Origin of the sequence: Sphingobacterium sp. JUb20 (assembly GCF_004342035.1) — a bacterium.
In the GTDB taxonomy this organism is placed as follows: Bacteria; Bacteroidota; Bacteroidia; order Sphingobacteriales; family Sphingobacteriaceae; genus Sphingobacterium; species Sphingobacterium anhuiense.
Genome location: NZ_SLYV01000001.1, coordinates 401,698 through 413,819 on the forward strand (window position 1 = coordinate 401,698; position 12,122 = coordinate 413,819).

15 protein-coding genes are annotated in these 12,122 nt (G+C 34.3%); 9 read left to right on the forward strand and 6 right to left on the reverse strand.

The window, feature by feature from the left end; all coding sequences use genetic code 11:
- Positions 1 to 22: 22 nt before the first annotated feature.
- Entirely contained in the window at positions 23 to 256 is a 234-nt protein-coding gene (locus EDF66_RS01785; protein ID WP_132840129.1) for a hypothetical protein, read from the reverse strand.
- A gap of 397 nt (positions 257 to 653) precedes the next feature.
- Between EDF66_RS01785 and EDF66_RS01790 the strand changes: the two genes are divergently transcribed.
- Positions 654 to 830 carry a hypothetical protein gene (locus EDF66_RS01790; protein WP_207898388.1) on the forward strand — a complete coding sequence of 59 codons (177 nt, stop codon included), beginning with the start codon at positions 654 to 656 and terminating at the stop codon, positions 828 to 830.
- Between the two features lie 53 nt (positions 831 to 883).
- A complete protein-coding gene (locus EDF66_RS01795) occupies positions 884 to 1,357 on the forward strand; it encodes a DUF1572 domain-containing protein (protein WP_132840132.1) in 474 nt (157 codons plus the stop codon).
- Positions 1,358 to 1,914: 557 nt separating this feature from the next.
- Here the strand turns inward: EDF66_RS01795 and EDF66_RS01800 are convergent.
- From EDF66_RS01800 to EDF66_RS01815, 5 genes are all read right to left on the reverse strand, one after another.
- On the reverse strand, positions 1,915 to 2,454 hold the full coding sequence (locus EDF66_RS01800; RefSeq protein ID WP_132840134.1) for a GNAT family N-acetyltransferase: 540 nt from the start codon (positions 2,452 to 2,454) through the stop codon (positions 1,915 to 1,917).
- A 62-nt stretch (positions 2,455 to 2,516) separates the two neighbouring features.
- Positions 2,517 to 2,675 (reverse strand): hypothetical protein, encoded by a 159-nt coding sequence (locus EDF66_RS25975; protein WP_165902331.1) that lies wholly within the window; start codon positions 2,673 to 2,675, stop codon positions 2,517 to 2,519.
- Between the two features lie 136 nt (positions 2,676 to 2,811).
- Positions 2,812 to 3,174 carry a PD-(D/E)XK nuclease family transposase gene (locus EDF66_RS26545; protein WP_132840602.1) on the reverse strand — a complete coding sequence of 121 codons (363 nt, stop codon included), beginning with the start codon at positions 3,172 to 3,174 and terminating at the stop codon, positions 2,812 to 2,814.
- A gap of 67 nt (positions 3,175 to 3,241) precedes the next feature.
- A complete protein-coding gene (locus tag EDF66_RS01810) occupies positions 3,242 to 3,520 on the reverse strand; it encodes a hypothetical protein (RefSeq protein WP_132840135.1) in 279 nt (92 codons plus the stop codon).
- The gene (locus tag EDF66_RS01815; protein WP_132840137.1) at positions 3,510 to 3,806 is read right to left on the reverse strand and encodes a hypothetical protein; all 297 of its coding nucleotides are present in this window, start codon (positions 3,804 to 3,806) and stop codon (positions 3,510 to 3,512) included. The genes EDF66_RS01810 and EDF66_RS01815 overlap by 11 nt, the downstream gene beginning before the upstream one ends.
- A gap of 531 nt (positions 3,807 to 4,337) precedes the next feature.
- On the opposite strand from EDF66_RS01815, the gene EDF66_RS01820 reads away from it, so the two are divergent.
- The 7 genes from EDF66_RS01820 (at position 4,338) to EDF66_RS01850 (ending at position 12,117) form a co-directional block, all read left to right on the forward strand.
- Entirely contained in the window at positions 4,338 to 6,314 is a 1,977-nt protein-coding gene (locus EDF66_RS01820) for an ATP-binding protein (protein WP_132840139.1), read from the forward strand.
- A 343-nt stretch (positions 6,315 to 6,657) separates the two neighbouring features.
- Positions 6,658 to 7,341, forward strand: a complete 684-nt coding sequence (locus EDF66_RS01825) for a GNAT family N-acetyltransferase (RefSeq protein WP_132840141.1) — start codon at positions 6,658 to 6,660, stop codon at positions 7,339 to 7,341.
- Between the two features lie 48 nt (positions 7,342 to 7,389).
- Positions 7,390 to 7,917: a hypothetical protein gene (locus EDF66_RS01830; RefSeq protein WP_132840142.1), complete on the forward strand. Its 528-nt coding sequence runs from the start codon at positions 7,390 to 7,392 to the stop codon at positions 7,915 to 7,917.
- A 445-nt stretch (positions 7,918 to 8,362) separates the two neighbouring features.
- Positions 8,363 to 9,004, forward strand: coding sequence for a hypothetical protein (locus EDF66_RS01835; RefSeq protein ID WP_132840144.1), 642 nt, complete (start codon positions 8,363 to 8,365; stop codon positions 9,002 to 9,004).
- A 549-nt stretch (positions 9,005 to 9,553) separates the two neighbouring features.
- Complete coding sequence (locus EDF66_RS01840) at positions 9,554 to 10,348, forward strand: sensor histidine kinase (protein ID WP_132840146.1); 795 nt, start codon at positions 9,554 to 9,556, stop codon at positions 10,346 to 10,348.
- Positions 10,349 to 10,351: 3 nt separating this feature from the next.
- Positions 10,352 to 11,029, forward strand: a complete 678-nt coding sequence (locus EDF66_RS01845) for a response regulator transcription factor (RefSeq protein ID WP_132840148.1) — start codon at positions 10,352 to 10,354, stop codon at positions 11,027 to 11,029.
- Between the two features lie 134 nt (positions 11,030 to 11,163).
- Positions 11,164 to 12,117 (forward strand): DUF2589 domain-containing protein, encoded by a 954-nt coding sequence (locus EDF66_RS01850; protein ID WP_132840150.1) that lies wholly within the window; start codon positions 11,164 to 11,166, stop codon positions 12,115 to 12,117.
- The last annotated feature ends 5 nt before the right edge of the window (positions 12,118 to 12,122 follow it).

A 12,122-nucleotide genomic window follows, 5' to 3' on the forward strand; every position in this document is an offset into this window, starting at 1 on the left:
TTTTTAAAAATTAATAGATCAATCAGAAAACCCTTAAGAATTTTCCGTCTAACACTTCTTCGGGCACATCCAGGATCTGCTCGATCACGACTGTCGCAGACGCTTCCTTAAATTCACTCATAAACGCCCATAGGTCGTTTACTTTTGTCGGGACAAAATGCTGAATAACATCATCCACACTATTGTTAGACTTCAGGATATTATATCCCTTATGCTTTAAGTCCATCAAGATCTCGGTTGTCAATGGTACATTCATCGCAATTAGTATTTATCATTTTTCACCTCATTCAAACAGGTCTAAATTTTGATCTTAAGTCCTTTACTATAAAGTGAACTTACAAAACTCTCTCCTGCTTTAACCCAATTATTGAACAGGATGAACACGCAAGAATGTTGAGCAACCGGTTATCTTTTAGCGCGCCCATCCTTATTCAATATCCAAAGATAAATAATAAAACTAAATATATTAGCTTTTACTTACTATAAATTTTAGCTTAATTGAGTTTTATTTTGTTCGCCTTGAATATCAATGATTTGTTATATTTAGATAAATTTTAGTTGCCCTCCCATATATGAAAGAAGATATTAACAACTTTAAGGTCACGGATAGAAAAAGTTTTATCGAATTCCTTAATTTATTAAAAAAGGACTTTGTGGAAAATAACGAGAGTTGGGAAAATAAATCAATACCTGACTTACTGGAAGCACTAAGTATATATGCAGAAGACATACAGGGATATTATGATAACACGAAGAAAAATAAAAATGCTGATCAAGCAGATTGGTCAACATTTGCCGATATTTTTAAAGGAGCTAAAATATACGAGTGATAGAATTCTAATGTAATGACATATTACTTGATTGATTGAATAAAATTATACTAATGGAAAGAAACTTACTTATTGCTAACCGACTTCGTGAGGTTCTACTTAATGGGCAATGGATTGCCAATACAAATTTTAAAGAACAGGTCCTAAGTCTAAATTGGAAGCAAGCAACTCAAAAAGTTGGAGAATTAAATACTATTGCGGCCATAACCTTTCATATCAATTATTATTTGAAGGGACTGTTGCATGTTTTTAATGGTGGAGAACTTAATATTAGTGATAAATATAGTTTTGACATTCCAGAGGTTCATTCTGAAATGGACTGGAAAATTCAAGTAGATGATTTTTTAAGCAATTCTGAAAAGTTTGTGGAACAGGTGGAACAATTACCTGATAATCTTTTGGACCAACCTTTTGTTGATGAAAAATATGGAAGTTATTTACGAAATATTGAAGGTGTTATTGAGCATAGCTATTATCACTTAGGTCAGGTTTCTTTATTAAAAAAGATAATTTCTAATTTTGAATAGCGATAAATCAAATACAATCAATATTGCTCAAATAAAATAAAAATCATGAGTTGTTAAGGAGTATACCTTACCATCAATTGAAGCTAAACTTTTGATTTAAAAATGCCCTGCATAACTTAATTTTGAAGCCCTCGAACGGAAAATTTCTACCTTAGCTATCTCGTATATATAGGTTTTCCTGGAAACCAATCAATTCCGTTGCCACCACATGTAAATAGAAAGTACAGCATGACAACAATGTACAGAATTATTGTTATCCGCCATACTATGTGTAGCCTTCCAGAACCTTTATCTTTCTGTTCTTTATTTTTACTCTTTATAAAATTTCGATTTTTAGTCATTATAGCAAGTTAACAACCTATATCCGGAATTAAGCTAAGTGATTCCCTTGTCTGCTCTCTTCTATCGGTCTTAATTTTAGTACAGTTTATTACATCTATAAAATCTTGCTTTTTTTCTGTGAATACTGATATATCCATTAATCTTAGATTAGAAACTATACGTTCGTTGACTTGGCTATAGACCTTTTTTTACCTGCTAAAATATTTATTAGAGATTTAACTTTTATTCGACCAATTTGTTCTTGATAATTCAAACCAATCCGTGAGGTCGCCTTCATAATCAAAAGTTTCTTGCAATTCAAAGCCTAATTTAGTTAAAACCTTCTTTGAATTTATATTTTTCGGATCTGTTATTGCATAAATTTTGTCTACATTGAGGGTTTTAAATCCATAGTCAAGTATTGCAGTTGACGTTTCGGTCGCAAAACCTTTGCCCCAATATTTTCTCTTAAACCTATAACCAAGCTCGTAGAAATTAACGTGATTATTCAAATGTTCTCTGAAATATTTTAATCCAGCCCAACCAATACATTCGTTAGTTAATTTGTCAACCACAGCCCAACGAGCAATCCCATTTTCAGCATATTGCTTTTTTAGCATTGCAATTACTTTCGTTATTTCGTCAATAGATTTAACAGGACTGTTTTCAATATACAAATGAACTTCTGGGTCAGAATCCATTTCAAACAAATCACTTTGGTCTCTATATTCTAACTCCCTTAAAATTAGTCGTTCAGTTTCTATAAATATATCCATTATGAATTGGTAAAGTTATTTTATCAGCACCTAATTTACAAAAAAAGCCAATGTGATTATGATTAAACTTTCTTGACAACTTTATCGGTTAAATTGCCACCGTCCCCCCCTTTTTCATTCATCGCTTTAAGTTTGTTTTCATAATTGCGGGAGCGTCCACCGAAGAATCCCGAAGGGATCTGCGAAGCAAACTTAACAAAACTCGATCCTACTTCTCTCAAAGCTTTGACTCCAATAACAGCTGTTGCGGATATATGATCAAAATAATGCAGGATTTCTCTCCTCTAGATGGTATTAAACAAAGAAAGCCATCCTTGACAGATTGGCTTTCTTTGTTATTTTTTTGATCTATTTGATTTATTTCAGTTTTTCGATCTCGTCGATGGTAAGACCAAATACCCGCTTATCCAAAAAATCCGGTATTCTATCAAGTTTACTCATATTTTTCAATAGATATAACCACATATCCATATCCGTCTTTATATCAGCCTCATCCTTCGTAAAATTTGGTAATACTAAGAGCTTATAACCAAGCTTTTCATAAAAAACACGATTACTCTGCTTATCGCAAAGAGCAACATCATAAAAATACTTACCGCGTTCAGTTTCTCCTAATTCAAACTCTAAGATACCAATAAAATATACTTCGGGAAGTTCGTATGTATTTCCCTTATAGCCCTTAAGTATAAGTTTATTGATCAGCCTGGATGTATAAAAAATGGTTCAATAATCAGACTGTTGATACGGGAAAGTTTACCCATCTATTCTTTTTAAAATCAACACACCACTAAAGCCAAACTCTGTTATACAAAATATCGTCTTTTTGGTTACTTAAATTATCCAGCTCTATCCAATTTTTACCATTAACGTATTGATGATTCCCTTGATATAGATTGGCGATTCCTCCGCCACAAGGATTAGATTCTTGTTTCAGATAAAACGTGACAGCTCCCTTATTTATCTTTCCTTTATAGAGAGTATTGGCCACTTGTTGTGCAACTAACGGAAAATATGGGATAGCACTGAATAGTAAAATAAATATTTTGAGCGTTTTTTCATAACACATGTTCTAAATACATAATGAATAAAAATACCACAACTAAAATGACAACTGCACTAATACTACATAATCCATAACCGATTCTACCTTTTATAAGATGATTAAGCCCTTCAATAATTAGAAAAGAAACATAAATTAAAATTAGGCAAACCGGTAAAAATTTCTCCAAGTTTGGTGACATACCATTGTTACCACTCTGTCCTTTAGCAAACATTCCTATTGCAAAAAAAAACAAAGGTGCTGCACCAATTAAAAGTCTTACACAAAAATGCTTGATTAGTTTTTCTTTCATTTGCTTTTTAATGTTTAACGTACCACTAAAATACAATTAGTTTTATTCATTTTTTAAAGAGATATCTATTCGCATGATGCACTTGATTATTCGATAGATGAAATCTTTTATTTACTAAAGCTTGACAAATATAATAACTAGCAATTCATCTAAAGTTTAGATGAATACTTTTATCAACCATTCCACATCAACAAAAAATAGTTATGCACCAACAAATATCTCGATATCCCCCACGAATAATCATCTTTCCAAATTGCTTCATTGCTAATCTGTACTTGCCATAGCTTGATCTTTGTTCAGGAAATCGAAATAACGAAAGTGCGCAGCTTGACGATATATAAATATTTGATCCTCCACTATTTCATTCATCTCTTTGAATAACAGGGATACAAATTCGGAAAGTTGAGATATGGATAAAATTCGGCTGTAGTATTGTCCATTTGTATAGATAAAGGAATAGGTCTTTACCCCAAAATAATATTTTAAAAACCAGTATATATAAATTAATTATCTTTCATATTTTTGTTTGTAATGAATTCCCAAGAAAGTCCAAATATGATTCCCTTTAGCTCTGATTTAATTATTCAGGCACTGGCATCTTCGCCTTCACCTACAGCCATTTATAGCGGTGAGAATATGATCATCCGTTTTGCTAATAAAGGAATGCTGGCTGTTTGGGGCAAAGATGCTTCGGTGATCGGCAAACCTTTGATAGAAGCAATACCTGAATTGGAAGGACAGCCTTTTTTAGAGCTGTTGCAAGAGGTTTGGCGGACTGGGAAAACGTACTCCGTTTCTGCGGCTCCTGCAAAGTTAATAAAGAACGGAAAGGAGACGCTTGACTATTTCGATTACGAATATACAGCTCTTGTTGATGACAACAATAGGACATGGTGTATACTGAATACGGCCCTGGAGGTGACCTCTCGCCATGAGTTTTTAGAGCAGATCAAACTTAAAGAAGAAAGAGAGCAGATGCTCAACGAGGAAATGGCCGCTACTCTCGAAGAATTGACATCTACGAACGAAGAGCTCAACAGATATATTAAACAACTTGCCGACAGCAGGGAATACATTCGGACAATTATAGAACAGGCGCCTGTTGGTATCGCCATGTTAAAAGGGCCTGAACATCATATTGAAATCGCCAATCCTGCGATTCTTAAGATATGGGGTCGAAAGGAGTCTGAAGTCATTGGATACCCGCACGAAATTGCCCGTCCAGAAATGCGTGGACAGCCTGTTAACAATTGGTTTAAACAAGTATACCAAAGTGGTGAGCCTAAGATAAACACTGAATTGACAGTAAAGCTGTTTGATAAAGGCGGATTGAGAGAGGCAATCGTCAATTCCATCTATCAGCCCATATTTTCTAATGACGGTACTATTTCAGGTGTTTTGGTCATCCTTGAAGAAATTACCCAGCAGATCATGCTGCGGAAGAAGAATGAAAATGATCAACAAATGCTGAACCTAGCAGTAGATGCTGGTGAGCTCGCGACCTTTTACTATCAAACTGAAACAAATCTCTTTTCCGGAAATACGCTTCTAAAGAGTTGGTTCGGACTTTCATCGGACAAAAACATGGATCTTTCTCTGGCCATCGCAGTTATTTTGCCGGAAGATCGGGATCGGGTTTCGCTGGCCATCGAGCACGTGTTAAGTAAAGATTCTGATGGTCAATATTTCATAGAATATCGGATTCAAAATAATGTTGATAAAAAAATTAGACTGCTGCAGGCCAACGGAAGAGTGTTCTATGACAGTAATGGTAATCCACTCAGCTTAAATGGAACCTTGAGGGATATTACTGAACAAAAAAAAGAGGAACAGCGAAAAGATGATTTCATTGGAATGGTAAGCCATGAACTTAAAACACCACTAACCTCTCTTAAGGCTTATCTGCAGATATTGCAACGGATGGATCTACCTACAAAAGATCCTATGTCGCAAAATATGCTGGGGAAATCTGTAAAGCAGGTACACTATATGAACACCATGATTAATGGGTTTCTTAACGTATCCAGGCTTGATTCGGGTCAGCTGCATCTAATGAAAACTGTTTTTGATTTTCAATCACTGTTTGCCGAAATTGAAGATGAAGTGCTGTCGACGATCAAAACTCATCATTTTCTGTTTAAAGCACCTGGAAAAATAATGATACATGCAGATCGTGAAAAAGTAGCGCAGGTACTCCATAACCTTGTTGGAAATGCGGTCAAATATTCGCCTCTCAGATCGACGATTAGAGTAGATTATGCTGCCAATGATAACAGTTTAAAAGTAAATGTTCAAGATCTTGGAAAAGGGATTGCAGAGGAAGATCAGCAACGGATATTCGATCGCTATTATCGCGTGAAGGAAACTAGTGGCGGCGTGATATCGGGGTTCGGTATTGGACTTTATCTTTGTAGAGAAATCATCGAACTGCATGATGGAACCATTCAGGTTCAGAGTGTAAAAAATGAAGGAAGTATATTCTCCTTTACCTTACCATTCAAGCCCTAACGCAGTCTGAAAAACCAATAGTTTTGCTTGTTAAAAGCTAACTGCATTTTGCTTTAAAGACTCCACTACGCTCTTATATAGCTCCTGTAATTTGATTTCATAATTGCGGAAGCGCCTACCGAAGAGTCCTGAAGGTATCTGCGAAGCAATCTAAACGAAGCTGGCTCCGATCCCACTCAAAGCATGGGCTCCAATCATAGCTGTTGCTGAAATGGGATCAAAATACGGATTTCTGAATATATAGATCCAGGATAACATCGGTGGGAAGAGAAATCAAGAATTTATCAAATAAAAGTATGACAGTGAGAAAATATTTTTTTAAAAGAAAGTACTATATTTAAAAATGGAAATAAATAAATTAGATAATCCAGCATGGTATTCCTTAAATGAAACTCACAAAGATTTTGTAGTTGACTATGAGAAAATAAAATTTTACGACCCTAATTATTGTCCTTTTGGAGGAGCGTTGAATGATGAAGAGACAGCATCAGGAATTGCAAAGTACGCCTCTCTTACTGACAGTTTTTTTGTAATAGGAAATAGACCTGATATCACTGATAAAGTTCGGGTGGAAAGTGAGTTAATCTGTAATCAAATGGTTCTTGACAATCGAATTGACATGGACATTCACGAAGATATTACTAAACTTCAGACAGAAATACATAAGAATGACCTATTTAAGCTTGTTAATCTTGTGCAGCCAGGCTATTTCAAAAATATGACAGCTGATCTGGGAAATTATTATGGTATCTACAAAAATCATCAGCTTGTTGCTGTTGTCGGAGAGCGGATGAAAATGGAGAGCTACACTGAACTGAGTGCAATCGTGACCCACCCTGAACATACAGGAAGAGGTTATGCTAAACAACTCATCGTACATGCTAGCAATAGGATTTTCAATGAATCCAAAATTCCATACCTGCACGTCGCTAATACTAATGTTAATGCCATTAGACTGTATGAGAAATTGGGATTTTTAACAAGAAGGAAAATAAGCTTCTGGAAATTATATGCACATGTTTTGTAAAGTATTTCTAAAATGTTGGAATCAAATATTTACATTAAAAACAAATGGATGCAATCATTGAAAATAGAAGAAAATATGAATTTAATTTTTAATAAACAGTTTGTTACCTTATCACTAATCGCAATTTTTGGATTAACAATTTTATCCTGCGATGCAGATAATAAGTCTACAAATAATGAGACAATGAACGTAAATGATTTGACTTTGGGACCAGTTGTTCATGACACATTAAATAATGACCAAATTGAAAAAATAACAAAAATTCAGATAGCCTTTTCGGAAGTCGATCCAATTACTTTAGAAGAAACAATATCAAACTTTAAGAGAGACCAAAATCCTGATAATGAAATAGCTATTTGGCTAGCGATGGCTAGGGCATATGAAAAATTCATGTTAACACATAAAGAAACTAATCTAGAAAAAAAGAAAGAAGTATTTCAACTCGTCCTGATGCGTTCAATGGATGATGAGAAAACGATACTCGCGAAAGCAAATTTTACATTATTGAACAACGAAGAAATAGCTGAAATATTCAGTTACTACAACTTCGAAGCGAAACCGATCGCGGTCAAATAAAAAAATAGCAAAGAAGAGTTTTCTTTATTAGTGAAACATTTAAAATTTTAATCCAATTTGATCAATGTAATTTGAATAACATCGCCCATGTTTTGAATTGACAACGAAAAATGGCACTATTGGTTTGGCGAAAAATAATCTTTTGACGTTACCGAAGTTATTTAGATCAACAAGCTATATAGAGTAGAGAAGAGATTGAAAAAAGAACAGTATTCGAGACAACTTTAAATTATAAGAAAAAATAGAATTGTTGCAAATGCACCCTTTATATTAATACTTTGCTATTAAACTAGAGTTTGCCTCATTGTTCCTAGATAGATGAAACTGTTAATATATTTATAATTAAAAAAATATTACAATACTATTAAAAAAGATACCTTGCTTAAGATAGATAATTTCTATATTTTTAGGACTTTAATTATAAACCTAAAGCACCAATCGAAGCATGAAATTAAAAGAAATTAAAAGAAGTTTAGCGAAGTGGGACAAATTGATCCATGACAAATCCGATCATTTTAAAAAACTTCAAAATTTAATATCGGATGTACGTTATTTCAAGTTTAAAATCAAATATTCGGATAAAACAAAATTCATACATGCCTATCCCGGTATTGACGATGGAAAACTGAAGCTATTCTTAATAGCAGATGAATATGATAAGAAGGAATATCAAGATCAATTAGAAAATTATCTACAAGTAAGCGATGTCGTCACAGCCGATCAGGTACCAAGTCTTGGGGATACTATACAACGGGACGAAGCTTTAAAAAGAATTCAAAACTGGAATAAAGATTGTAAAAAGTGGATCCCGGAACAGGCGGCTTCTCCTACAGGCTTTTTAAAATGTTACCTGATACCTATTGACGATATTAACCAAAATAATGACTGTGCTTCTCTTGCATATTTTGCATTAAAAAATGAGGATAATAAAATAGGATTTGCAGCAGATCTTATACTTAAAGATGATGATGACAGTTCATTGGAGGGTGCTTCTGAATTTTATGACACGGTAAAACTGGTGCCTCCTTTCAGCCCTATTGAAGAGATGTACCTTCTCTCTATCACTGAAAGTAATGCCTTGGATTAAATTTATTGAAAATCTAACCCTGTTAATTCCTATCGAAATAGTTTTAGGAATAGTCATTGTCCATCATGGAAATAGGAGATACAGCGGATATGCGCGTATCTTAATTCATTATTTAATCATTGCATTACTGGTCGATCTAACCAGTCGATGGCTGGGTAAATACTTCCAAAATAATCTACTTTTGGTACCTATATATGCCCTATTGGAACTATTGATTCTCTCGCAAATCTATCTACAATTTATGCTAAAAAGACGACGTCAGTTATTTCTAATATTGTCGAGAGTCTCTATACTCTATATTTCTTTGGAAATTTTATATTTAAGTTCAAGTTCAACTATAGCATTTCAATCCTATTCCCGTACCTTATGTTCTTTTATAATGACGCTATATGCGTTGAATTATTTTATAGAAGGTATTAAATTCACCAATCACAACAAAAATCTAATAAACCTGAATACTGTTTTCCTATTTTATTTTGCCTGCAATTTTTTCATTTATCTTCCCATAAATTTTTTTATAAATGCCACAACTGACACAAAATATTTGTTATGGATATTCAACTTGTTTATAATTTTCATCTACTATTTGGCAATTTTAAGAGCAATTTGGCGATCTGGCGGCAGCAAGAAACCATTGTACTATGGATCTTCCTAGCAATATTATTCGTTTGTGTAGTATTAGGTTTTTTGATAAGAATCTTCTTTTTGAGTATAAAACATCAATTTGAAAATAAACTCGCCTCTTCCAATCTTATACATGCACATGAAATACAACTGCAACTGGCAACTATCAACTCAGTAGAACATGAAAGAAAGCGCTTGGCAGCTGAATTACATGATGCCATCTTATCTCAACTGACAATCATAAGAATGAAAATCCAAATGGATACAGATCTAGCTCTAATCGATCAAAAGCTTGAATATTGCATAGAGGATACCAGAAGAATATCGCATGATCTTTTCCCTCCAATGCTCGAAGAAAAATTATTAGAAGAACTTCTGTGGGAATGCTTATCTGTTTGGAAAAAAAAATTCACGATCAGTATTAGAAATGATGTAAGACATCAAAAAATATTCGCTATGATCATAAAACTACATGTTGTCCGCATCATGCAGGAACTCTGCATGAATATTTTTAAACATGCTGACGCGTCTACAATAGATGCTCGCATTCGCATTACCGAAAAGCGAAATATCATCTATATTGCAGACAACGGAAAGGGGTTTGATACAAAAAAAGAAATTGGACTGGGATTGAAGAATATACAAAATAGAATAAAATTGATCCATGGAAACTATAAGATAAAACATGGAGGGGGGACGCGTTTCATTATAATTTTTTAACTTATGACAACACAATACATAAAGATTGGAATAGTTGATGATGATCAACTTATCGTTGAACTGCTTCGAGATTATTTAGATTTACAACTTGGATTTAATGTCATATTGAAGGCTAATAGCGGGCAAGAATGTTTAGATACACTCGCCAATGATCTTGTTAGTCATCCTGATGTTTTACTTGTTGATCTTAGAATGAAACAGATGGATGGCACTGAACTGATTAAACAAATACGCGATCTCTACCCTGTTATAAAAACAATAGTTATTTCTTCTCATTATCAAGATTCATTTTTGGGATTTATGGTCAAAAATGGAACCGCTGCATTTTTACCAAAAGGAATTGCAGCATTTGAACTCGTGAGAGTGATACGAGAGGTTTGTACAAATGGATTCTTTTTACTTCCCTCCCAGGTGGAAATTTTACGTGAACAGATCTCTTCAAGAGCTGTAAAACCCAAATTTGCTACTGATCTTTTGACTGATCGAGAAATCATGGTCATCAAATTAATAGCACAACAGAAAACTGCCAAAGAAATCGCCGATGTACTTTTTATCACACAACGTACTGTAGAGGGACATAAAAATAATCTCTTTGCTAAAACTGGTACTAAAAACATAGCGGGGTTAGTCCTATTTGCTATACAACAAGAAATCATAGATGCAAATGAATTTCCCAATTAATGGTAAAAATACCTAAATATCAAATACAGGTAATTTCTACCTAAAATAAGCTGAATTTAAGTTGAAAATTTGTTTAAAGCTTTTCAAGATGCGCGTCGATGAAAAAATTATAAACAAATTTAAAATTTAAAATTATGTCAGCAATAGACACCACACCATCAGTAGTAGCGACAAATGCGCTACAGGCTCTTCCGTTCTCTTCATTAATAGGAGGTCCATTAGATGCAGCAATTAAGGCACAGGCCATGGCTGCAAAAACAAGTTGGGAATTTATCCAACAAGTCGGATTAAATATTGACCCGGTGACTGGAAATAAGGAAGCAATCAACGTGACTTTCTTTTACAATAAAAATGGTCAAATGACCAAATTAATTGTTCCTTTATTAACGATAGTACCGATTCCATATATCGCGATAGATACTATTGATATTAATTTTACAGCTAATATTTCTGCTGCAGCTTCGAGCGTTTCTGAAAACACGGAATCTACTGCTTTAGACGCTGGAGGATCTGCTAAAGCCAGTTTTGGAATTGGCCCTTTTAGTGTAAGCGCAGAATTTAAGGCAAACTATTCAAGTAAAAAAGATTCGAAAGCATCACAAGAGTCCAAATACTCGGTCGAGTACACGATGAACGTGGCCGTACACGCAGGTCAATCGGATATGCCTGCTGGATTAGCAACAGTACTCAACATTTTGCAATCGAGCATTACTGATGCGAATGCTAAAGGTACTTTTGCACTCAGTCCGATTTCAACAATCGATGTTTCAACTTACAAGCAAAACACCCCAATCAATTTTCAAGTAAAGGCCACTGTGAAAGATGGAAATGGTGTGCTTGTCGCGAACAAGGAATTCTCGCTTACTCCTGACGATACCACAAAACCTGCTAACTTAACTTTTAATTATCCAAATTCGGGAGCAAACTTTGTTGGAAAAACCAATGATCAAGGTCAGCTTACTATTGATGTCACGGCAACAGTAACAAATGGAGACGCTATCGATGCTGCTGTATCATTTATCCTAAAAGATGATAGCGATTTGAGTACAAACGGAACTATGAATTTTATAGGAACTGCTACTAACTAAACACA

Excerpts from the sequence above, each read along its gene's own strand:
- EDF66_RS01830 (WP_132840142.1), top strand. The coding sequence starts at position 7,390 with ATGCAATCATTGAAAATAGAAGAAAATATGAATTTAATTTTTAATAAA.
- EDF66_RS01835 (WP_132840144.1), top strand. The coding sequence starts at position 8,363 with ATGAAATTAAAAGAAATTAAAAGAAGTTTAGCGAAGTGGGACAAATTG.
- EDF66_RS01845 (WP_132840148.1), top strand. The coding sequence starts at position 10,352 with ATGACAACACAATACATAAAGATTGGAATAGTTGATGATGATCAACTT.
- EDF66_RS01810 (WP_132840135.1), bottom strand. The coding sequence starts at position 3,520 with ATGTGTTATGAAAAAACGCTCAAAATATTTATTTTACTATTCAGTGCT.
- EDF66_RS01800 (WP_132840134.1), bottom strand. The coding sequence starts at position 2,454 with ATGGATATATTTATAGAAACTGAACGACTAATTTTAAGGGAGTTAGAA.
- EDF66_RS01840 (WP_132840146.1), top strand. The coding sequence starts at position 9,554 with ATGGATATTCAACTTGTTTATAATTTTCATCTACTATTTGGCAATTTT.
- EDF66_RS01815 (WP_132840137.1), bottom strand. The coding sequence starts at position 3,806 with ATGAAAGAAAAACTAATCAAGCATTTTTGTGTAAGACTTTTAATTGGT.
- EDF66_RS01820 (WP_132840139.1), top strand. The coding sequence starts at position 4,338 with ATGAATTCCCAAGAAAGTCCAAATATGATTCCCTTTAGCTCTGATTTA.
- EDF66_RS01785 (WP_132840129.1), bottom strand. The coding sequence starts at position 256 with ATGAATGTACCATTGACAACCGAGATCTTGATGGACTTAAAGCATAAG.
- EDF66_RS01795 (WP_132840132.1), top strand. The coding sequence starts at position 884 with ATGGAAAGAAACTTACTTATTGCTAACCGACTTCGTGAGGTTCTACTT.
- EDF66_RS01850 (WP_132840150.1), top strand. The coding sequence starts at position 11,164 with ATGTCAGCAATAGACACCACACCATCAGTAGTAGCGACAAATGCGCTA.
- EDF66_RS01825 (WP_132840141.1), top strand. The coding sequence starts at position 6,658 with ATGGAAATAAATAAATTAGATAATCCAGCATGGTATTCCTTAAATGAA.